General features: G+C 65.7%; 14 protein-coding genes. 4 read left to right on the top strand and 10 right to left on the bottom strand.

All coding sequences use genetic code 11. From position 1 onward, the window contains the following. Window position 1: 1 nt before the first annotated feature. The 4 genes from Q0082_RS04440 to Q0082_RS04425 form a co-directional block, all read right to left on the bottom strand. A complete protein-coding gene (locus tag Q0082_RS04440) occupies window positions 2-838 on the bottom strand; it encodes a class III extradiol ring-cleavage dioxygenase (RefSeq protein WP_298190374.1) in 837 nt (278 codons plus the stop codon). A 76-nt stretch (window positions 839-914) separates the two neighbouring features. Further along, complete coding sequence (locus Q0082_RS04435; protein ID WP_298190371.1) at window positions 915-2,435, bottom strand: cryptochrome/photolyase family protein; 1,521 nt, start codon at window positions 2,433-2,435, stop codon at window positions 915-917. Further along, window positions 2,432-3,958, bottom strand: coding sequence for an FAD-binding domain-containing protein (locus tag Q0082_RS04430; RefSeq protein ID WP_298190369.1), 1,527 nt, complete (start codon window positions 3,956-3,958; stop codon window positions 2,432-2,434). Before Q0082_RS04430 ends, Q0082_RS04435 begins: the two co-directional genes overlap by 4 nt. After that, window positions 3,955-5,187 (bottom strand): FAD-binding domain-containing protein, encoded by a 1,233-nt coding sequence (locus tag Q0082_RS04425; RefSeq protein ID WP_298190367.1) that lies wholly within the window; start codon window positions 5,185-5,187, stop codon window positions 3,955-3,957. The genes Q0082_RS04430 and Q0082_RS04425 overlap by 4 nt, the downstream gene beginning before the upstream one ends. 262 nt (window positions 5,188-5,449) lie before the next feature. On the opposite strand from Q0082_RS04425, the gene Q0082_RS04420 reads away from it, so the two are divergent. Next, window positions 5,450-8,866 carry a glycosyltransferase gene (locus tag Q0082_RS04420; protein ID WP_298190363.1) on the top strand — a complete coding sequence of 1,139 codons (3,417 nt, stop codon included), beginning with the start codon at window positions 5,450-5,452 and terminating at the stop codon, window positions 8,864-8,866. On the opposite strand, the gene Q0082_RS04415 is transcribed toward Q0082_RS04420, so the two are convergent. Continuing rightward, window positions 8,822-10,213: a HAMP domain-containing sensor histidine kinase gene (locus Q0082_RS04415; RefSeq protein WP_298190361.1), complete on the bottom strand. Its 1,392-nt coding sequence runs from the start codon at window positions 10,211-10,213 to the stop codon at window positions 8,822-8,824. The genes Q0082_RS04420 and Q0082_RS04415 overlap by 45 nt on opposite strands. Before the next feature lie 8 nt (window positions 10,214-10,221). Further along, entirely contained in the window at window positions 10,222-10,911 is a 690-nt protein-coding gene (locus Q0082_RS04410) for a response regulator transcription factor (RefSeq protein ID WP_298190357.1), read from the bottom strand. 363 nt (window positions 10,912-11,274) lie between these two features. On the opposite strand from Q0082_RS04410, the gene Q0082_RS04405 reads away from it, so the two are divergent. Next, window positions 11,275-14,439, top strand: a complete 3,165-nt coding sequence (locus Q0082_RS04405) for an autotransporter outer membrane beta-barrel domain-containing protein (protein ID WP_298190355.1) — start codon at window positions 11,275-11,277, stop codon at window positions 14,437-14,439. Between the two features lie 57 nt (window positions 14,440-14,496). On the opposite strand, the gene Q0082_RS04400 is transcribed toward Q0082_RS04405, so the two are convergent. Then, complete coding sequence (locus Q0082_RS04400) at window positions 14,497-15,642, bottom strand: aminotransferase class I/II-fold pyridoxal phosphate-dependent enzyme (protein WP_298190354.1); 1,146 nt, start codon at window positions 15,640-15,642, stop codon at window positions 14,497-14,499. A gap of 129 nt (window positions 15,643-15,771) precedes the next feature. On the opposite strand from Q0082_RS04400, the gene Q0082_RS04395 reads away from it, so the two are divergent. After that, complete coding sequence (locus Q0082_RS04395; protein WP_298190353.1) at window positions 15,772-16,296, top strand: hypothetical protein; 525 nt, start codon at window positions 15,772-15,774, stop codon at window positions 16,294-16,296. A gap of 1 nt (window position 16,297) precedes the next feature. Here Q0082_RS04395 and Q0082_RS04390 read toward each other — a convergent pair whose 3' ends face one another. The 3 genes from Q0082_RS04390 to Q0082_RS04380 are packed head-to-tail and all read right to left on the bottom strand — an operon-like array spanning window position 16,298 to window position 19,589. After that, complete coding sequence (locus Q0082_RS04390) at window positions 16,298-16,984, bottom strand: hypothetical protein (RefSeq protein ID WP_298190352.1); 687 nt, start codon at window positions 16,982-16,984, stop codon at window positions 16,298-16,300. Continuing rightward, window positions 16,975-17,577, bottom strand: coding sequence for a TadE family protein (locus Q0082_RS04385; protein ID WP_298190350.1), 603 nt, complete (start codon window positions 17,575-17,577; stop codon window positions 16,975-16,977). Before Q0082_RS04385 ends, Q0082_RS04390 begins: the two co-directional genes overlap by 10 nt. A gap of 14 nt (window positions 17,578-17,591) precedes the next feature. After that, window positions 17,592-19,589, bottom strand: coding sequence for a Tad domain-containing protein (locus tag Q0082_RS04380; RefSeq protein WP_298190348.1), 1,998 nt, complete (start codon window positions 19,587-19,589; stop codon window positions 17,592-17,594). Window positions 19,590-20,150: 561 nt separating this feature from the next. On the opposite strand from Q0082_RS04380, the gene Q0082_RS04375 reads away from it, so the two are divergent. Beyond that, entirely contained in the window at window positions 20,151-21,866 is a 1,716-nt protein-coding gene (locus Q0082_RS04375; protein ID WP_298190346.1) for a DUF262 domain-containing HNH endonuclease family protein, read from the top strand. Window positions 21,867-21,950: the final 84 nt, after the last annotated feature.

The raw sequence follows: 21,950 nt of genomic DNA, 5'->3' as shown, positions 1-21,950 counted from the left end.
CTCAGGCGGCGAGCTTGTCAAAGCCGCTCGGCGTCACGTCCTCGCCGAAGCGATAGGAAGAGGCAGTGATGCCGCCGCGCAAGTCGCTCTCGGAATAGACGCACACGGCGGGGTCATTCCCCGCCGCGCCCACCGCGACCATCAGCGGGATCAGGTGATCCTCGCGCGGGTGAGTTACGCGCGCATAGGGCGCCTGCTCCCAGCGCAGCATGGCGGAGACGCGGGCCTCCGGCTCCAGATCGATCAGGCTGTGCCGCAGCCAGCCGTCGAACTGGCGCGAAGGCTCTGCGGCGCGCGCGTCGAACATCCTGAGGTTGTGGTAGGAAAGACCCGAGCCCATGATCACTACGCCCTCTTCGCGCAGCGGCGCCAGCGCGCGGCCCAGTGCCAGATGCGCGGCAGGATCATAGCCGATTTTCATCGAGAGGCTGACCACCGGCAGGTCCGCCTCGGGGCGGATCGGCTGCATCATCGAGAACGTGCCGTGATCGAACCCGCGCGCAGTATCGTCGCCGACGATAATCCCGGCCGCCGCCGCCAGCTCGCACACGCGCGCCGCCAGCGCCGGATCACCCGGTGCGGGATAAGAGATGTGGTAAGTGTGCTCTGGAAAACCGTAATAGTCATAGACCATGCCGGGCTGTGCAGCGCTCGATACGGTGAACTCCGGCTCCTCCCAGTGACCCGACACGGCAAGCACCGCGCGCGGGCGCTCTGGCAGCTGCGCGGGTAGCGCCTTGAGCGAGGCTTCGAGCCAGGCAAAGCCTTCGCGGAACGGACCATCGAGCCAGGGCCAGGGGCCGCCGCCATGGGAGAGAAAGAAGACAGGCTGTTTCATTCTGCCAATCTAGGGCGCCGCGCTCCTTCGCAACAGCCGGAAGATATGCGGGGCTGCGTTCGATTTGCTCGAACGGTCAGAGCTTCTCCAGCACCGCCGCCGCACTCTGAGCAATCCGCGTCTTCTCCGCATCGGCAAACTTGTCATAGGTCCGCACCATCTGCGCCATGCGCGGGTTGCCGCCAATCTTGCTGCGGTGGCGCGCGATGAAATCCCAGTAGAGCGGGTTGAACGGGCAGGCATCCGCACCCGTCCGCTGCTTCACGTCATACCGGCAGGTGCCGCAGTAGTTCGACATGCGGTTGATATAGGCCCCGCTCGCGGCATAAGGCTTGGAGGCAAGCAGGCCGCCATCGGCGAACTGGCTCATGCCCACGGTGTTTGGCAGCTCGACCCATTCATAGGCATCGGCGTAGACGCTGAGATACCACTCGTGGAGTTCGTGCGGATCGATCCCGGCGATCAGCGCGAAGGTGCCCGTCACCATCAAGCGCTGGATATGGTGGGCATAGGCGTGCTCGCGCGTCTGGGTGACGGCTGCGCGCAGGCAGGCCATGTCGGTTTCGGCAGTCCAGTAGAAATCAGGCAGCGGGCGGGTGTGTTCGAGGAAGTTGCGCTTTTCGTAGCCCGGCATCGTCAGCCAGTAGATCCCGCGCACATATTCGCGCCAGCCGATGATCTGGCGGATAAAGCCTTCGGCGGCATTCAGGGGCACGCGGCCGGCCTGCCATTCGGCTTCCACCGCGCGGCAGACCTCCAGCGGATCGAGCAGGCCGCAGTTGAGATACTGCGCGATGACGGCGTGGTAGAGATACGGCTCGCCGGCCAGCATCGCGTCCTGATAATCGCCGAACCGGGGCAGCGCGCGCTTCACGAAGGCAGCGAAGGCGGCCTCGGCATCAGCACGGGTGACGGCAAACGCAAAAGGTTCGAGATCGCCGAAGTGATTGCCGAAGCGCGCCTCGACGAGCGCCATGACCTCCTGCGTGATGGCATCCGGCGCGAACATCGGCGGGCGCGGCATGAACAGATCGGGCGCAGCGGCCTTGCGGTTTTCCGCATCGTAGTTCCATTCGCCGCCGGCGGGCTTGTCGCCCTCCATGAGGAGGCCGGTTCGCCGCCGCATATCGCGGTAGAAGTATTCCATCCTGAGCGCATTGCGCCCCACCGCCCATTCGCGGAACACCGGCAGCGGGCAGACAAAGCGCGCATCGGGAAGGACTTCGACGGGAAGGCCCAGCGCGGCTTCCCAGCCCGCGATCATCTGCGAGACGCGCCATTCGCCCGCTTCGGTCACCACGATGCGTTCGGGGCGATGCGCCTCCACCGCGCGGGCGACCTCGCCGGAAAAGCTGCCAGTGTTGCCAGCGGCGTCGAGCGTCACATAGTCGACCGTCCAGCCGTGCCTACGCAGTTCCTTGGCGAAGTGGCGCATGGCGCTGAAGAGGAAGGCGATCTTCTTCTTGTGGTGGCGCACATACGTGGCCTCCTCGTGAACTTCGACCATCAGCACGCGGTCATGCGCCTTGTCCGCCGCCTGCAGCGAGGAAAGCGAGAGGCTGAGCTGATCGCCCAGCACGAGGACCAGACGGCTCACAGATCGAGCGCCAGCTGGGTATTCGTCGCGCGGCGGCGGGACTTCTGACCCGTCATCGGCATGCCCGCCTTGCGGCTGCCGTGTTTCTCGGCGATCCGGCTGGCGGTCGTGCGGTGCCCCGCGCCCTTGCGTACCGCGTGCAAGGCATCGCGCGCCGCGGCGGCCGCCTTGGCGTGATCGACGATCGGCGGCGGATAGGCGAGGCCCGCGGCGCCGTCCCACGTCCACGGCTCGTGGATCAGCGGGGTGGGTACATCGGCGAGTTCGGGCACCCATTGCCGCACAAATCGCCCTTCCGGGTCCTGATCATGGCCCTGCTTGACCGGGTTGTAGACGCGCATCGTGTTGATCCCCGTTGTGCCCGATTGCATCTGCACCTGGCTCCAGTGGATGCCCGGTTCGTAATCGACGAACTGCCGCGCGAGGTGCAGCCCCGTGGCACGCCAGGGCAGCCAGAGCTGGTAGCTGGCGAAGGATACCAGCATCGCGCGCATGCGGAAATTGAGCCAGCCGTGGGCATCCAGCGCGCGCAGGCAGGCATCGACAAACGGAAAGCCGGTGCGTCCCGCTACCCAAGCCGCCAGCCGCTCGGCATCGGGCACATCGGGGCGCAGGCCGTTGTAGGCGGGGTGGAGGTTTGTGAACTCGATGCGCGGTTCATCCTCCAGCTTCTGCATGAAATGGCAGTGCCAGTGCTGGCGCCCGGTGAACGAGATCATCGAGGCGCGCCAGCTGCGTGCGCCTGCGCTTTCGTCGCCGCGCAGGCGCTTGAGGCGATCCGCGCTCGCCTGCGACACCTCGCGCATGGAAAGCGTGCCCCATGTGAGGTGCGGCGAGAGGCGCGAGCTGGCATCGAACGCCGTCACCGGGCTCGACATCTGCCAGCGATACTCGCGCCCGCGCCGCTCGAGGAAGCTGGCAAGCGTGGCGAGGCCGGCGCCGCGTCCGCCGGTCTGGCGATGCGGACAAGGATCGGGCGCGAGGCCGAGATCGGCGGCGACCGGGATGCGGGTGGGCCAGTCGGCGCCCAGCGGCTGGAGCGCCGCGGGCGGCGCGGCCAGCGGTTCAGCCATGCGGCGATCCCACGCGCGCGCCCAGCCGTGGCGGGTCTTGAGGCGGCGGATCACGCCGGTTTGCGGCAGCTCGTGCCACGGCACGCCCGCCTCCCGCGCCCACGCAGAAACCGCCTTGTCGCGGGCGTAGGTCCACCCGTTGCCGGTTTCCTCGTGGCTCCACAGCGCGGCGATCCCATGCCGCGCGTGGATCTTGCGCAGCACCGCCACCGCCTCGCCGCGCACCACGCACAGCGGCTGGCCGAGGTGCCCCAGCGCCGCCTGCACTTCGGCGAGGCTCTCGGCCGCAAAGGCCCATTGCCGGGCCGAGGCGTCGTCCTGCGCCCAAAGCCCGGGCTCGGCGATATAGAGCGGCAGGAGTGGCCCTTGCGCAGCCGCAAGCGCCAGCGGCCGATGGTCTGCCACGCGCAAGTCGCGCTTGAACCACACGACCTGCAGCGGCTGGTTCATGCCAGTCCCTCGGCGCGCAAGTGCCCCTCGATCTCGGCGTCGAAGGCGAAGAAGCCGCGCCGCGCATGGGGCCAGAGGCCCGCATCCCAGCGGCGGCGGACCGGACGCAGCGCGATGCCTTCGGTGGCGAGCGCGGGCTCCAGTGCGGAAAGCCTGTCGGCGACCGGGCCGACCGGGGCAAAGGGTGTCAGCACCTGCCGCGCGCCCGCTGCCCGTGCGGCTGACAGCAACGCATCGGCATCGAGTGCATCCGCCAGCGTTGAGCCACAGCCAAAATGGGCCGACGCGCGTTTGGCGGCATCGGCGGTCGCATCCCCTGCATAGCGCCGCGCCGCATCGCCCCAGAGCAGCGCGGGGTCGGACACCGCGAGCACGTGCTCCACCGGTGCATTGGCGGCAAACAGCGATTCGGGATTGAGGTCCTCGTGATGCACCAGCAGCAGGCTCGGCGCAGCAAGATCGGGCGTGGTAAGCGGCGCCAGAGTGCCCGCAGGCCCGACCGGCGCTTCGGTTAGCGCAATGGCTTCCTGCGCGAGTCCTCGCGGCGCGAAGCGGCCGTCGGTGTAGCGCGCGATGTTGTCGGCGCGCGCGAGATAGGTCTTGCCCGCCGTTTGCAACCCCGCGACCCAGCGCCACGACAGCGTGTTGCTGGCCGCATCGGCATCGATCAGGTGGCGCAGGAAGAAATCCGCACCGAGCGTCCACGGCAGGCGCAGAGTGAAGATCCAGATCGAGGCGAACCACATCCGGGCATGGTTGTGCAGGTAGCCGGTCTCGGCCAGTTCGCGCGCCCAGGCATCGAAGCAGTCGATGCCGGTGGCGCCTGCTTCCGCCGCCGCCAGATCGGCACTGCCAGAAGTGGCACTCCGCGCCGCCTCAAGCTCCGCGAGGTAGCGGCGCCACACCGCCGGGCGCAGTTCCAGCCAGCCCTTCCAGTAGGTCCGCCAGCAGACTTCCTGGATAAACTTGCCGGCCGCATTGAAGCTGTGCCGCCCCAGCACTTCGGCCACCACATCCTGTTCGGTCACCAGCCGGTAGCGCACCGCGGGCGAAAGCCGCGACACCGCAGCCGGCCGCCCGGGCCCCGGATCGGTGTTGCGGTTCGAGGTATAGGACGCGCCGGCGCACGGCACGAACTGGCGCAGGCGATCGAGGGCAGCACGGCGGTTGGGGGCAGGCAACATGGCCAAGGCCTTGGCCGCGCTCGCCTTCGCGGCCCAGATGGTCATGCGGGCAAGGCCAGCTGCGGAACCGATCGGCAAAATGGCCAAAGCGTAATGTTCTGCTCACACCGGCGACGGGCGCCGATCCCTAGAAAGGGCCTCGACGATGGGCGCCTGTCACGGGAATCGTGACGTGACGGTCCCCTGTTCCGATTGCCGGTCCGGCGCCCATCGTCACCCATCCGGCTACCGCAAATCAAGTCCGTGCGGGGCGAATGCCTCGTGCGCGGGTTTGCCGACTCCGGCGCAATTCTTGGGGAACTGCCACGTGTCTCGTCCGATCTTCTTCGATCCCACCGGCCGCCGCCGCCGCCTGACGCGCCGCGGCGCGTTCATCGGGCTCGTCGTCCTGCTCGTGGCCGCGGTGATCTTTGCGACCACCGTCGTGGCCGTCCCCCCTGCCGCACCGCTTCCGCTCGGTTTCGAGCGGCAGGCGCCCTTCCCGCTCAAGACGCAGGTCAGCCGCATCTCCAACCGGCTTCATCAGCTGTTCGGCCGCTCCGGCGCACCGGTCGCCCATGGCGGCGGGCAGGCGCTCAGTGTCGGCTTCTACACCTCGTGGACCGACGGCAGCGCGCAGACGCTGCAGCGCCATATCGGCCAGCTCGACTGGGTGGCGCCTACGCTGTTTTCGCTGGGTGCGGACGGCAATCTGGTGGTCACAGACGATGCCCCGTTGCGCCGCGTGCTGACCTCGGCGCTGCACCGTCCGCTGGTGGTGCCGGTGCTGCAGAACGCCGCGAACGCGAAGTGGGACGGCGCAGGCGCGACGGCCCTGATGGAAAGCCCCGCCCGCCGCGCGGCGCTGGTGAACCAGATCGACGCGGCGCTCGACCGGTCGGGCGACGGCGGCGTGATGATCGACTTCGAGAACCTGCCGAAGCCCGGCATCGCCGCGCTGCGCAGCTTCGTTGCCGACCTCCACGCCCGGCTTGCGCAGAAGCACCGCGTCGTTGCGGTGACCATGCCGATCGACGATGCGGACTGGTCGGCCAAGCAGCTGGCAGCGGTCGCCGACAAGGTCGTGCTGATGGCCTATGACGAGCACTGGCAGGGCGGCGAGCCAGGCCCGATCGCATCGAACGGCTGGTTTGCCGGCCATCTGGCCGATCAGCTCAAGGGGCTCGCGGCGGACAAGGTCATCGTCGCACTCGGCAACTACGGCTACGACTGGCACGGTGGTCATGCCGACGTCCAGACCGTCGAGGAAGCTTGGCTTTCCGCGCATGACAGCGGCACCACGCCGACCTGGGACAAGGCCAGCGGCAATACCGGCTTCGGCTATCTCGACGACGAGGATGCCAATGCGGCGACCCCGCCGGAGCGCCATCAGGTGTGGATGCTCGATGCCGCCGCCAGCTGGAACCAGATGCAGATGCTCTCACGCCTTGGCGTCGGATCGGTGGCGCTGTGGCGGCTGGGTTCGGAAGATCCGGGCTTCTGGGACGTGCTCAAGGCCTGGCGCGCACCGCACGGGCTTGCGCCCGATCTCGGCCGGATCAAGGAAACCAATAACGTCGATGTCGAAGGCAATGGCGAGATCCTGCGCATCGACGCGACGCCCGAGGAAGGCTCGCGCCAGCTCCACTACACCGCCGCCCAGCCGGGCCGTCCCGCACTGATCGACGACGAGCGCTATGCCGCTCTGCCGACGCCCTATGTCGTGCGTCGCACCGGTGATCGGCCCAAGCTCGTCGCGCTGACGTTCGACGACGGCCCCGATCCCAAATACACGCCCGAAGTGCTCTCGGTGCTCGAGCGCTATCATGTGCCGGCAACGTTCTTCATCATCGGCGAGAACGGCGTGGCCGGGCGCAGCCTGCTGCAGCGCATGGTCGCCGACGGGGACGAGATCGGCAACCACAGCTACACCCATCCCAACATGGCCGAGGACTCGGCGACCGGCATCCGGCTCGAGCTCAACGCCACGCAGCGCCTGATCGAGGCCTATACCGGGCGCTCCACCCGCTTGTTCCGCGCGCCCTATTTCGGCGACGCCGAGCCGACGACCTCGGACGAACTCGGGCCGGCGCTGATCGCGCAGAGCGAGGGCTATACCGTTGTCGGGCTCCACGCCGATCCGGGCGACTGGATGAAGCGCAGCGCCGACGAGATCGTGAGCCGCACGGTGGACGCGGTCGAGCACGCCGCGCCCGATCGCAGCGCCAACGTGATCCTGCTGCACGACGGCGGCGGCAATCGCGAGCAGACCGTGGCGGCCCTGCCCCGAATCATCGAGCGGCTCGAGGCCGATGGCTACCGCCTCGTGCCCGCCTCCACGCTCGCCGGCCTCAAGCGTGACGACGTCATGCCGCCGGTCAAAGGCTGGGACCTTGCCGCAGTGCGTGTCGATGTGGCGATCTTCTCGGTCCTGGCCCTGCTGCTGGCGGCGCTCAACTGGAGCTTCTTCTTCGCCATTGCGCTCGGTGTGATCCGCGCGCTCGGGCTCACCGGCCTCGCGCTCGTGCCCGACAAGCGCAAGGTTCCAGCGCTCGATAACGGCTACCAGCCTTTGGTCAGCGTGATCATCCCCGCCTACAACGAGGAGCGCGTGATCGAGAGCTCGATCCACCGCATCCTCGCGAGCGACTATCCGCACATGGAAGTGATCGTGGCGGACGACGGCTCGAAGGACCGCACCAGCGCGATCGTTGCGGCTGCCTTCGGGGACCATCCGCAAGTGCGGCTGATGACGATGGCCAATGGCGGCAAGGCCTCCGCGCTCAACCGGGCGTTGGCAGTGGCGAGCGGCGAGATCGTCGTCGCCCTCGATGCCGATACCCAGTTCGAGCCGCAGACCATCGCGCGGCTGGTGCGCTGGTTCGTGAATGCCCGCGTCGGCGCGGTGGCGGGCAATGCCAAGGTGGGCAACCGGGTCAATCTGGTCACCCGCTGGCAGGCGGTCGAATACGTGACGGCGCAGAACATCGAGCGCCGCGCCCTCACCCGCTTTGGCGCGATCATGGTCGTGCCCGGCGCGGTCGGGGCCTGGCGGCGCAGCGCACTGCGCGACGTCGGCGGCTATCCGGAAGACACGCTGGCCGAGGATCAGGACCTCACAATCGCCATCCAGCGCAAGGGCTGGAAGGTGTGCTACGACGAGGACGCGGTCGCCTGGACCGAAGCCCCAGAAACGCTCGGAGCCCTTTCCAAGCAGCGTTTCCGCTGGGCGTTCGGCACGCTGCAGTGCTTGTGGAAGCACCGGTCGGTGCTGTGGCAGCGCCAGCCAGCAGGGCTCGCCTTCGTCGGGATGCCGCAAGCCTGGCTGTTCCAGATCCTCTTCGCGCTGATCTCGCCGCTGATCGACCTTGCGCTCGGCGTCTCGATCATCGGCACGGTGCTCAGGATCATGCAGCACGGCTGGGCGCAGACACAGACCGATGTGCTGCGCATGGGCCTCTACTGGGCCGCGTTCACCGCGATCGATCTCGTCTGCGGGTGGGTCGCCTACCGGCTCGACGTGCGCGAGCGGCGCTTCCCGCCGGTGCTGCTGCTGAGCCAGCGCTTCGTCTATCGCCAGCTGATGTACGGCGTGGTGATCCGCGCGGTCGGTGCGGCACTGCAGGGCCTCGGCATCGGCTGGGGCAAGCTGGAGCGGACGGGCCGCGTTTCGGCCGACCAGGTCTCAGGTGGGCCGGTCTCAGGCGGGAAGACGCAAGGTAGCGACAAGGCCCTTGCCGCCTGAGGCGGGATCGGACAGCGTGAAGCTGCCGCCATGGAGCCGCGCGACCGCCGCCACCATGGCGAGTCCCAGCCCTCCGCCCGGCTGCGTCCGCGCATCGTCGAGCCGGACAAACCGCTCGACGACGCGGGTCCGGTCTGCCGGCGCAATGCCGGGGCCATCATCCTCGACCGCGATCTCGGCCCAAAGCTTACCGTCCGCGTCGATGGTCCGGTGCGTGCTCACCACGACCGCCTTCCCGCCATACTTGAGCGCGTTGTCGATCAGATTGGCGAGCGCGCGCGAGAGCAATTCGCGGTCAGCCGGCGCGGTCACCGGCTCGAGCCGCGCTTCGAACCGCACGTCCTGCTGCTCGGCAAGCGGATCGTAGAGTTCGACCAGATCCTCGGCCACGGCTGACAGTTCGAGCGGGCGCCGGCGATCTTCCACCGCACCGCCCTCGATCAGGCTGATCTCCAGCGCCGTCTCCAGCATGGCGCGCAGCGCATCCGCATCGGCCCGCGCCGCCTGCAGCGCCTCGAGCGCCCGCGGCTCCTCCACCCTTGCCAGAGCGACATCGATGGCGGCCGAGAGCCGGGTGACGGGTGAGCGCAGATCATGTGCCAGCGCACCCGAGACCGCACTCAGCTGGCTGACCAGCTCGCCGATCCGTTCTGCCATCAGGTTCAGCTGCAGGCGCAGGTGATCGAAACCGTCCCCCGTGCCTTCAATCGGCACGCGCGCGCCGAAGTTGCCCGAAGCAAGCTCGGCTGCGGTTTCGGCGATGAGATGGGTTCGGCGGCTGATGACGAAGCCGACGACAACCGCACTCAGCAGGCCCATCAGCACGGCGACCGCGATGGTCAGTTCGACCGTCGCGGCAAAGGCGGCATCGATGCGCCGCTCGGTAAGGCTGACGACGCCGACAATCAGCCGCTCGCCATCGGAGAGCTGGCCGACAAGCGCCAGCCCCTCGCTTGGCGCCTGATCCGGCCCGCGCCGGACGACGACGGGCTGGGGCCGCGCCGCTGCGGGGATATCCGGCACGCGCACGAGATTGCTGAGCACCGGCTGACCCTTGCCCGTCAGCGCAATGAAAACGGCAGGATCGGCCGCGCTGCCGCGGCGGGCGGTGATGAATTCGGCCAGTTCCTCGCGCCCGCCGTCGTAATAGGCAGCGAGGAGGTCGTCGCGCACGTCGATAACCTGCCGCTCGCGGTCAAGCCGCACCACGTCGAGCATCTGCCCGCGCAGAAACAGGATCACCAACGCGCTGGAGACGAGCTGCAGCACAAAAATGGCCGAGACAAGCCGCACCATTGTCGGCGAAAGGCCGCGGCGCCAGGTGCGGCGATGCTGGCGCGGCGCCACCGACGCGCTCAATCGGCCGCGAGCCGGTAACCCGCCCCGCGCACAGTGTGGAACAGCGCCTGTTCCTCGCCGTCATCGATCTTGCGGCGCAGGCGGCTGATGTGGACATCAATCACGTTCGTGCCGGGGTCGAAGTGGTAGTCCCACACGGCCTCGAGCAGCATCGTACGCGTCACCACCTCGCCCGCGTGCATCAGCATGTATTCGAGCAGGCGGAATTCGCGCGGCTGCAGCGCGATCTTGCGGGTGCCGCGGCGGACCTGGCGGGTGAGCCGGTCAAGCTCGAGATCGGCGCAGCGCAACGTGGTTTCCTGCGCTTGCCTGACACCGCCCGCCGCGCGGCGCAGCAGCGCCTGGATGCGCGCAAGCAATTCGCCGAAGGAAAACGGCTTGCCGAGGTAGTCGTCCGCCCCGGCGGTCAGCCCGGCAATGCGATCATCCGTGCTGGCAAGGGCCGAGAGCATGATCACCGGTGTCGTCATCTCGGCCGCACGCATCGCCTTGAGCAGCGCGAGACCATCCATCCCCGGCAGCATCCGATCCAGCACGACGAGATCGAACTGGCTATCCGTCGCCAGAAACAACCCGTCGCGGCCATTGTCGGCACGGTCAACGGTAAAACCTTCCTCGGTCAGCCCGGAGAGGATGTAGTCCGCAATCTGGGGATCATCCTCGACGAGCAGAATGCGTCCTGCCACTGCGCAAATTCCATATTGCAACAAAAACGAAGCCTTGCGCGAACACCATGAAGACCGCAGCAACGCCTCGCAAGGGGTTTCCCCGCACCTGCCGGAGCAGGCTTTGCGCCTTTCGAGCGCGCTGACCTGAACCCAGAGTTTACGGCGACGGATTGTTGCTGAAATTTTCCGCTAAGGCATGGCGCCGAATCGCGTTAAGACGCGCGCAAATCGCTCCGGACAAGCAGCCCGGTAGGGCAGGATGCGGGCGATTTTGCACTATTGAATGCCGGCAGGCGATGACGCGGCTCGCCGGACGAAGTACCACACGCGCTGAGGTTGCCGCGCAGGCAGCCATGCCACATGCCGGATGACGAGATACCGATGAACAGCAACGCCCCGATCGCCCGCACCGTGAAGAATGCGGCCCGCCTACTTGCCACGGCCGCTCCGGCTGCCCTGATGGCCGGCGCCAGCCCCGCGCTTGCCGACACCACGGTCAGCACCGCGACGACAACGCCGCTGGTGACGTCGGCCGCCGGCGCGGTGACCATTGCCAAGGACGGCACGATCAAGCTCGACAGCGGCACCGCCGTGACGGTCGATGCATCGAAGGACGTGACGGTACAGAGCGGCGGCACGCTCGACATGGGGGCCGGCAACGGCGCGTCCGGCATCGTGGCGCAGAGCGGCACCACCTCGAACATCTCGAACGCCGGCACGATCCAGGTGATCGAGAGCTTCACTCCGCCCGATACTGACAAGAACGGTATCCCCGAAGGCCCGATTGCGCAGGCATCGGATCGCTACGGCATCCGCGTCGCGCCGGGCGGCACATTCACCGGCACGATCTCCAACACCGGGACGATCACGATCGACGGCCTCAATTCCGCCGGTATCGCCGTGGATTCGGCGCTGACCGGTTCGGTCACCAACACCGGCACCATCAAGGTGAAGGGTGACAACGCGGTCGGCATCCGCACCGGTGCGGTTTCGGGCAACGTGTCGGCGGGCGGCACTGTGGGCGTGGTCGGCAGCGGCGCGCAGGCGCTTGTCGTGAACGGCGATGTCGGCGGGCTCGTCAAGATCAACGGCTCGCTCTCGCAATCGGCCGCCTACACCGCGGACGACGGCAGCACGCAGACCCTGCCGCGCAGCGCGCTCTCCACCGGCAAGGCCGCGGTCGAAATCAACGGCAACGTCGCGGGCGGCGTGATCGTCACGACGGCCTCGGGCAGCGGCACCACGGCGGAAACCACCGGCTCGGTGCAGTCCGTTGGCAATGGCCCGGCGATCCAGATCGGCGGCACCCGCGATATCACGATCGGCGGCGGCACCACCACCAACGGCACCTATTCGCTCGGCGTCGATGGCAGCGTCAGCGCGAACGCCACGTTCAGTTCGACCAATGCTTCGGCCGTGGTGATCGGCGGCAAGGGCGGCAACGTCACGCTCACCAAGGGCATCGCGGTGAACGGCAGCGTGACTGCGACAACGGTTGACGCCGGTGCGGTCGGCATCCTGATCAACGCGGGTTCGACGGTCGGCACGCTCTACAACAACGGCACGATCAGCGCGGTGATCAGCCAGCCGGGCATCGGCTCGTCCTCGGCGATTAAGGACCTTTCGGGCACGCTGACCACGATCAACAACAACGGTGACATTTCGGTCACCGGTTCGAGCGAGGACCAGCTTGCCGCCATCGACGTATCGTCCAACACCTCGGGCGTGACGATCAAGCAGTACCTCAACAGCGCCGATGCGGCCTCGCAGAAGACCGACAAGGAAGCGACCGGCTACGATCCCGATACGGCCAAGGTCTACACCTCGATCAAGGGCAACATCTACACCGGCAGCGGGAACGACACCCTCGACGTGGCATCGGGCACGATCACCGGCAACACCTTCCTCGGCGCGGGTGACGACACGGTGAAGCTCGCCGACGATGCCAAGTATACCGGCAACGTCGATTTCGGCACCGGTACGGGCTCGCTGGCCATGTCCGGCAATTCGCGCTTCACCGGCACGCTGCTCCTGAATGACCAGATCGGCACGCTCACCATTGCCGACAAGGCCATCTACCGCGGCACGGTAACGGGCGGCTCGCAGCTGGCGGTCACCGTCACCGGCGGCACCTTTGCGGCCAATTCGGCGACGACGACCACGATCAAGTCGCTCGACGTGGGTGCGAACGGCACGCTCGGCGTCTATGTCGACGGCGCGACGGGCACGGCGTCCAAGCTGGTCGTCGGCACCGCCAACTTCGCCAGCGGCGCCAAGATTTCGGCCAAGGTCACCTCGCTCGCCAAGGCGGAAGGCACCTACACCGTGCTCAGCGCCGGCACGCTGACCGGCGGCGCGAATGTCGCGAGCTCGGCGCTCAATCTGCCGGTGCTGTTCAAGGGCACCGTTGCCGCAGCCGGCAATGACGTGACGCTGACGATCGCGCGCAAGACGGCCAGCGAGATCGGGCTCAATGTCCCGCAGTCTGAGGCCTACAACGCGATCCTCGCCAACGCTGGCAAGGATACGCTGCTGCAATCGAGCCTGCTGCAGGCCGCGGACACTGCGACACTGCAGACCCAGTTCAACCAGATGCTGCCGGACTATGCGGGCGGCTCGCTCGATTTCCTTGCTCGCGGCACACGCCTTGCCGCGCGCCGGATCGACGACGATTCGAGCTGGTTCACCATCAGCAGCGCCGGCGCCTGGCTCGAGCCGATCTACTTCAAGGGCAAGAAGACCGCCGGGACGACCGCGGGCTACAACAACAGCGGCGGCGGTCTCTCGCTCGGCTTCGAGAAGGCGCTGGGCTTCGGCCACGTCGGCGCCTCGTTCACCTACTTCTCGGGCAATTCGACCACCGATGCCACGCAGAAGGTCAAGGTCAGCGACATCGAGCTCGCGGGCTTCTGGCGCCTCGCCTCGGGTCCGTTCTACGCCTATGCACGCGTCGGCTACGGCCGGCCGACCTTCACCTCGACCCGCACTTTCACCGGCACGATCGACAGCCAGTCGTTCAGCTATGGCGCGGGCGGGCGCTGGAAGGGCACGTTGATCTCTGGCGCGGGCGGCATCTCGTACGCCGTGCCGATCGGCGATCACTTCAAGATCAAGCCGCGCGCGACGATCGAGTACTTCCGCCTCAAGGAAAACGGCTACACCGAAACCGGCAACGCGCCGCTCGCGCTGACGCTGGCGAGCCGCACGAGCCAGGTGGTCAATGGATCGGCAACGCTGGTGGCGAGCTGGAGCGCCGCGCCGGGCGACTACGAAAACCGCCCCTTCACCATCGAGGTCGAGGGCGGGCGTCGCAGCCGCATCTCGGGCGAAGTGGGCAACACCGTCGCAACGTTCAACCGCGGCGCGACGAGCGGCGGCGATACCTTCACGCTCACCGGCCAGCAGCTGCCTTCGGCCTGGACCGGCGAAATCAGCCTCCTGCAGGGCGGTCTCGACTACACCTGGAAGATCAGCGGCGGCTATGAAAAGCTTGAGGGCGGCGGCACCGGCTATTCGGCGCGCGCATCGCTCGCCATCGCGCTTTGATGGGCTGATTGCAGAACAGGGGGCGGTCTTCGGGCCGCCCCCTTTTTCGTGGCTTGATCAGGCCTGTATCAGCGCGCTTTGCGCCTGAAACCACGGCACCATCCGCGCGATGGCTTCTTCCACCAGCGGCGTGGAAACCGCAAAGCTGAAGCGCACGAAGCGGTGCCCGTCGACCGGATCGAAATCGATCCCCGGTGCGGTGGCAACGCCGGTTTCCTCGAGCAGGCGGATGCAGAACGCCATCGAATCCTGCGTCAGATGGCCGACATCGCCATAGACGTAGAACGCGCCGTCCGGCGGGGCGATGCGGGCAAGGCCCATCGCGGGCAGCGCTGCCAGCAACAGGTCGCGGTTGCGCGCATACGTGCGGACATGGCCATCGAGTTCCTCGCCGCAATCGAGGGCGACGAGGCCCGCATGCTGGCTGAGCGACGGCGGGGTGAGGAACAGATTGCCCATCCGTGCCCGCGCCTGACCGACCAGATCAGGCGGAACCACCAGCCAGCCGAGCCGCCAGCCGGGCATGCTGAAATACTTGGAAAAGCTGTTCACCACGATCGCCTCGCGGTCGAACGGCAGCATCGAGCTGGCCGGCGCGCCATAAGTGATGCCCTGGTAGATCTCGTCCGAGACGATGCGGATCCCGCGCGCCGCGCAGACCTTGGCAATCGCCGCCATTTCCTCGGCCGCGATGACAGTGCCGGTCGGGTTGGCGGGGCTGGCGATGATTACGCCATCGGGCGCGGGATCGAGCGCCTCCAGTGCGGCGGCGGTGATCTGGTAACCCACTTCAGGGCCGCAGGGCAGCTCGACCGGCTCGATATGCAGCGCGCGCAGCGTGTTGCGATAGGCCACATAGCCGGGCCGCGCGATGGCGACGCGCGCGCCGGGCGCAAACCGCAGCGAAAGTGCGATAACGAGAGCGGGCGAGGCGCCGCAGGTCAGCACGATCTGGTCGGGCAAGACCGCGACACCGGTCGTTTCCTCGACATAGCGGGCCAGCCGCGCAAGAAGCTGGGTACTTTCCCAGTAGCCCTTGTCTTCCTCGTCCAGCACCGCGCGCGCACGGGCGAGCGCCGCCGCCGGTGCGCCGGTCGAAGGCTGGCCATATTCCATGCGGATGACCGAGCGCCCCTCAGCCATGAGACGCTGGGCGATGGCGGAAATCGTGATGGCGTGAAACGGTTCAAGCAGTGAGGTCATGGACGGTCACCTAGCACCGGGCACATAGCCGCGCAAAGGCAGCGCAGTTGACAAGGGCGGGTGTGCGGGCGAGCCTCTCGTGCAGATCCGGGCGGAACGCCGTACCGGGCACCTTGGGAGAGCGATATCATGTCCACACCAGCCGGCGCAGCTGCGCCGCACCAGATGCCCCTGGGGCAGGCCGCCATCATCACACTGGGCGTCATCGTCATCATTGCGGGGTTCGTCGCGATCGGCGCGTGGTTGCACGTCACGCCGCTCTATGCAGGGTTCCTGCTGCTCTGGGCCTGGTCGGCGCTCCACGAACTGTCGCTCAAAGCGCTGCCCGGGGCGCTGATCGGCGCGCTGACGGGGGCAAGCCTCAGCTTCATGCTGCAGACGGGGGCCATGATGCACAGCCCGCAGCTGATCGTGCTGGCGCTGCTGCTGATGATCGTTGCGGTGTTTCTCGTCGTGGCCGGCCGTGCGGCGCTCTTCTGCAATCAGAGCACGATGCTGTTCATCACCGTGCTCAATGCGCCGGTGATCCAGGCCGGAGAGGACTTTCGCCAGGTGATCGTGGCCATCGCCATGGGCGCGGTCTGGTTCGGCGCAATCGCCTGGGTGATCAGCCGGTTCGTCCCCGCTCCTGCAGCAGCGACGGCAGCGACCTGACCTAGCAGCTGGCTACAGGCTGCGTCGGCGACGGATTGTAGATCTGCGTCAGATCGCGATCGTCGCGCACATAGAGCGCAGCTTCCTTGCGGATCAGCTTGGATGGTATGACGCTGCCCAGGAAGAAGGGTTTGTAGTCGTAGGCAATCTCGACGAACATGATCGCAGTTCCGGAATCGGCGGTCATCTTGGTCGAGGTATAGCCCATGCCCTTGAACGCGGTGCCGGTCGCGCCGGTGCCCTGCGGGCCATAGCGCGAAGGCCAGGTGTTCTTGCCCCAGCAGCGCTGCCAGGCGATCCACTGGCCGCCTGAAGCGTTCATTTGCAGGCTGGAAAGAATGACCCTGCCGCGCGTGGGGATCTGAAGATCCTCACCTTGCAGCGCAGCAGCGCGGAACACCTGATTGACATCGTATTCGCGGAATGTCGGCGCGCCGTTCACCTGCGTCTGCTTGGCGCGGCTTGCATTGTCCGCCACCGTGATCGCCAGCTGGTTGAGGCGCACGTGGATCAGCGCGAGATTGACGACTTCGACGCCGGTGAGACACATCATCATCAGGAAGGGCATCGACAGACCCAGCTCGACCGCGCTTACGGCGCTGGTGCTGTGCGCAAGGCGCGCCAGGAAGCGCCGTGCACGCCCCGGCGCGTTCCGGTCTCGGTGGAGGATCGGCAAAGTCAGGGGCATATCGAGTTGCCTGTGCGGGTCGCCTGGGTTGCGAAAGGCTGGTTCTTTAGGATCGTCGTCTGCGGGACGGTCTGGAATTCGGGCAGGCCGAACATCTTGGCGAAGCCGAACCATTGCCGGTAGGTGACGGTCACCGTGTAGACCACGATGTCGTTCGCGCCGCCCAGACCGGTCTTGCCCATGTCGGCATCCCACACGCCATTGCCGTTGATGTCGACAAAGCACTCGGTCGGGTCGTACTTGAGGTTCTTGTTGGTGTCGGTGAAATCCTCCGGCATGCCAACGTTGCTGAATTCGGCATAGTTGCGGCGCGTGAAAGTGATCGACGCAGTGGGCATCACATTCTTGATCTGCTTCGCCACCAACTGATCGAGCGTGGTCGACTCGGTCTGGCCGCTCTGTAGTGTGGACTTGCGCGCGGCAGCATTGACGGCGCCGGTCAGCACCGTGCGGACATAATAGCCCTGCGAGACCTGCAGCGATCCGAAGACCACGAGGAACAGGATTGGCGCGGTCATCCCGAACTCGATCGCGCTAACCCCACGCTGATCGCGCAGCAGGCGGCGGCGCAGGGCGCTTAGCGGGCGATGCAAGGCGCAATGAGCCATCATTTGTTGATCCGCAGATCGGCCACCTGGCCGGCGATGAACTTGAAGGTGTTGTTGAGCGCCGTCGTGTTGCTCGCGAAGTAGGCGCGGCCCGCCGTGGCGCAGGTTGTCATCTGCGTGGTGAGTGCGGTGCCGAAGCCGATTACCCACACCGTGTAGCCAAGGTTCTTGGCTCTGGTGCAAGCCGCGAGGAAGCGGTTGTTGTGGTAGCTGGTCAGCGTGCTGTTGCCACTGCCGGAGGGAGCCACACGGTTGTCGTAGAGTTCAAGGCCATAGGCGCTGTATGCCGTTGTCGTCGGCGCCATTTCACCGTCGGTCATGAAGATGATGTGGCGGCTGACCGAGGGATACTTGGTCGATTCCGCGGTGACGTTGCTGGCGAAGATGCCGCTCGGACTGGCAAGCCGCGCGCCCCAGATCATCCCGATGTCGTGATAGGTGCTGCCGGCTGCAACCAGCGTGTTGACGTAGTTATCCAGCCAGGTCGGCACAACGGTCGGAGCGGTCGTATCAACGTCGGTGAACAGCATGGCGCGCGGCGGGCACTGCGAACCGATGCGGTAGGTGTCACTGCGCAGCGTAGTCTCCGTTCGCGAGGAAACGTTGGTGCTACCGCGATACCACTCGAGATCTTCCTCGTTGAGCTTCCATTGGGTTGTCGGATCGGAGGTGCTGGGGGCCGAATCGATATCGAGGTCCTTCGCGCCGCTGGGCACCGGATTCATCCCGAGATTCTGGACGGTCTGGCGCTCCTCGATGCAGCCATTCCAGCGGGAATTGGTGATCGTGAGCCCGGTCACGCCGGGTGTGCCGTCAAGCGCCGCCAGCGACGGCATATCATAGGTGCCGGCGGTGGGCACGGTGGCGTTCGCGGCGATGTTCGTCACGACGGGCACAGTGCCCATGCCCTTGAACGCACTCACGTTCACGGTCGCAGCCTGGAATACCCAGTTGGTGAACTGGTAGCGTGTCACGTAGGTCGTCGTTGTCACCGTGCGGTTGCGCACGCAGGTGCCGAGCGCGCTTGAGCCCGAGCCCGAGACGAGGGTCCACGAACGCCAGGAGTAGGTGGTGCTGGTCGTGTTGGCCGGAGCAGGGCCACCACCGCTGACCGGCGAGCCGATGTTTGTCGGCCAAGTGTTCTTGCCCCAATTGGTGCAGTTTGCCGAGGTGATGTTGGAGCCGTACGTCTCGGTGTCGGCAACCGGCGAACCTGCAGTGGGGACATAGACCGCCGTATTGAAGTTCGCGAGCGCGGTCTGGAACGGCTGATTGTCAGCGAAATAGCTTGTCGGCATCTGCCCTGCCGCGACAAGGCCGCCCATGTTGACCGTGGCGGTATAAGGCACGAAGCCGAAGCGGATGCGGGTGTTGGTCTTGTCGACCACCGCGTTGGCGACCGTCTTGTAGAAATCGCGGATCGCCTGGCGCAGCCCCGCAATCTTCGACGTCGAATCGCTGTCGCAGTCGGTACCGTTGGGATCGCAGGCCATCGAACCGGTGGTATCAAGCACGAACATCACGTCGGCACTCGCCATCTGGAGTTCGGCGCTGCAGGCCACGGTGAGGGTGATCGTCTTGAAGCCGAAGATGCCCATCACCACGGTGGGCATGACCGTGCTGGCCGTGCCGGTCACCGCGCCGGTACCGGTCGAGGACGTGCTGAAGGTGATCGAATTGGCGTTGGTGGCATTCGGATTGAAGTTGAAGTTGAACATCTTGTTCGCCTTCGCCGTCTCCGAGGTGCCATAAGTGCCCGAAGTCGCCATGGCCTTTCGGCCCGCCAGCACGCCCGCGTCGCAGGCGTTCTGCAGGCTGGTCTTGGTCATGTAGGCGCGCGCCATGTCGGTCCCGCTGCCGGCAAGGCTGACCAGCAGGATCATCGTGGCCAGCACGATGCCTAGCGTGTTGCCCGCCGTATCGCGCAGCAGGCTGCCGATCAGCGATCGCATCGAAGCGCGGAACTGGTCTCCCTTTGCTTTCGACGGACGCAGCATGTGGCGAGATTCCTCCAACAGACAGACCGGGACAGTTCCGGGAGGCCTTCGCGATGCCCCGCAACCCCCGCCGCAACGGATGGATTGCGGGCACGAGAGTGACCCAAGCTCCGTCCATGCGGGCAAACGGCCTTCCAAATCGTAAATTTGCGGAAAAATTTGTCTCGGGAGCATTACGCAGCGAGCGCTAGGGCCGCATCCTCGATGGTAAATGCGGTGGTAGCTCTCGCCCGAGGCGCACGCAGGCCGCGCCGGCGAAACATCGAACGTTCAGCCGCGAATGGCGCCGCACGCGCGCGCACGCGCCATGCAGGAGACTGCGCTGCGGGACGCTATCGGACGTCTTCAAACGGGGAAATGGAGGCCCGAGCCGTCTCCGCATTAGGCTCCGAACGTGACAGATTTGCTAGGTTCTAAGTCTAGACGCGGAAGGACTGGCCCCCAATATGGCCCCCGCCCCAAGCGGCTGGGGGGGGGCAGATGTCCACAGAGAAATTTGACCATCCGGCCTGACCCTAGGTGCCTGTCAATTGGCGGCAGGCGTGCGCACCCAAAGCAGTGGTGAAGGACGTCGAGCCGACGCTGGCGGTGGGAGGGATTGTTGTCTACATCAAAGTGCCAAACCAACGGGGCTCAGGAATCATGAACATCACTCCAAAGGAAGTGCGGATTCGGACGCTGTTTCAATCGAGCTTTTACAAAATTCCCCGCTTCCAGCGTCCATATTCATGGGACAAGGGCAATATCGAAGACTTTTGGGTCGATGCTGTAGCTGGAGGTAAAGATGGATATTTCATCGGCTCGATGGTTATGTTCGGCGACAAGGGAGGCCAAGAACTCTTTGTTGTCGACGGCCAGCAGCGCCTGACCACAATCACAATCTTCTTGGCAGCTCTTCGCGACACGCTGGTGAGTGTAGGCGAGAAAAATCTCGCAGAGGGCATTCAGAACGTCATCCAGAGGACCGACATCGCAAACAAGTCTAGGTATGTCCTGCTGACCGAGACGTCCTATCCCTACATGCAGGAATATGTCCAGAAACTCGGCGCCCCGGACGTCAAGCTCACGCCTTCTGAAGAAGAAAAGGGCATCCAAAGCGCGTACAACTTCGCGCTCGACAAATTCAAGGTCATGCAGGAAGCAGCTGGCGGCAAGCTCGAAGGCGCAAAACGGAAGACTGCGATCCGCAGAGAACTCGAAGCCGCTCGCGACAAGCTGCTAGGCCTCGACGTTATCATCGTCCAGCTCGACAACGAGGACGATGCCTACATCGTGTTCGAGACGCTGAACACGCGCGGAAAGGACCTCGAGCCGAAGGACCTCATCAAGAATTTGTTCGCTAAGCTCATGAAGCCAAAGAATGCCGATGTCGATCCGGCAAAGCTCAAGTGGAAGAATATGATGGACCAAATCGCTGCCTCGGCGGCGTCGATCGACGCCTCGACCTACCTCCACCACTTCTGGCTGTCTCGCTACGACTACACGCCCGAGCGCGCGCTGTTCGAGAAAGTCAAGAAGCGGGTGACCAAGGCAACCGCGCCAGCAATGCTCGAGGCGATGCTGCAGGATGTCGAGCAGTACCGTCGAATCTTTGAGCCCGATAGTTTCACATGGGACAAGGAGGCCGTGCCCCTCAAGCGGTCGCTTCAGGCCCTTGCAGTCTTCAAGGTCCGCCAGCCGACGCCGATGGTCCTCTCGGTGCTTCGCGCCTATCGCGACAAGCGCATCTCGCTCAAACAGGCCAAGGATACAATCGAGGCAATCGAGCGCTTTCACTTCATGCACACCGCAGTGGCGGGACTGTCGTCGTCGGGTGGCGTGTCAATGATGTATGCAGCCGCAGCACGCGAGCTCTGGGGCGAGGCCGACCCGCAGAAGCGCGCGAAGGGTCTTCAGGAATTCCAAGCCAAGCTTAAGACGCGCCGGCCGGAGAAACAGGCATTCGAGACGGGGTTTGCGGAGCTGCGCTACAGCAGCGCGGAGACCCGTAACAAGGCGCTGGTTCGCTATGTCCTTGAGCGCTTCGACATGCAACTCCGCCAGGACGCATCGGTCGATTATTCAAAGATGACGATCGAGCATATCGGACCGCAAAACCCAAAGGGGGCGCCAGCGTTATCGCGCTACGCCGAGGTCGGGAACCTCGTGCTGGTCTCGGAGAAGCTCAACGGCGATCTCAAAAACAAGGAATTCTCCGAGAAGAAGAAGATTATGAAGCAAGCCAATCTTCCGATGGATCCTGTTCTAGGCTCAGGACCTATTAAAATGCTTGCGTAGCGTGCGATCAGTTGATTCAATGACGGCGCTGAGGAGGCGTTGTCATGAGCGATTTGATCTGGTTGTCAGAGGCGCAGATGCGCC

Origin of the sequence: Novosphingobium sp., from assembly GCF_027489515.1 — a bacterium.
Classification (GTDB): Bacteria; Pseudomonadota; Alphaproteobacteria; order Sphingomonadales; family Sphingomonadaceae; genus Novosphingobium.
This window is presented reverse-complemented; position numbering and strand designations above follow the sequence as displayed.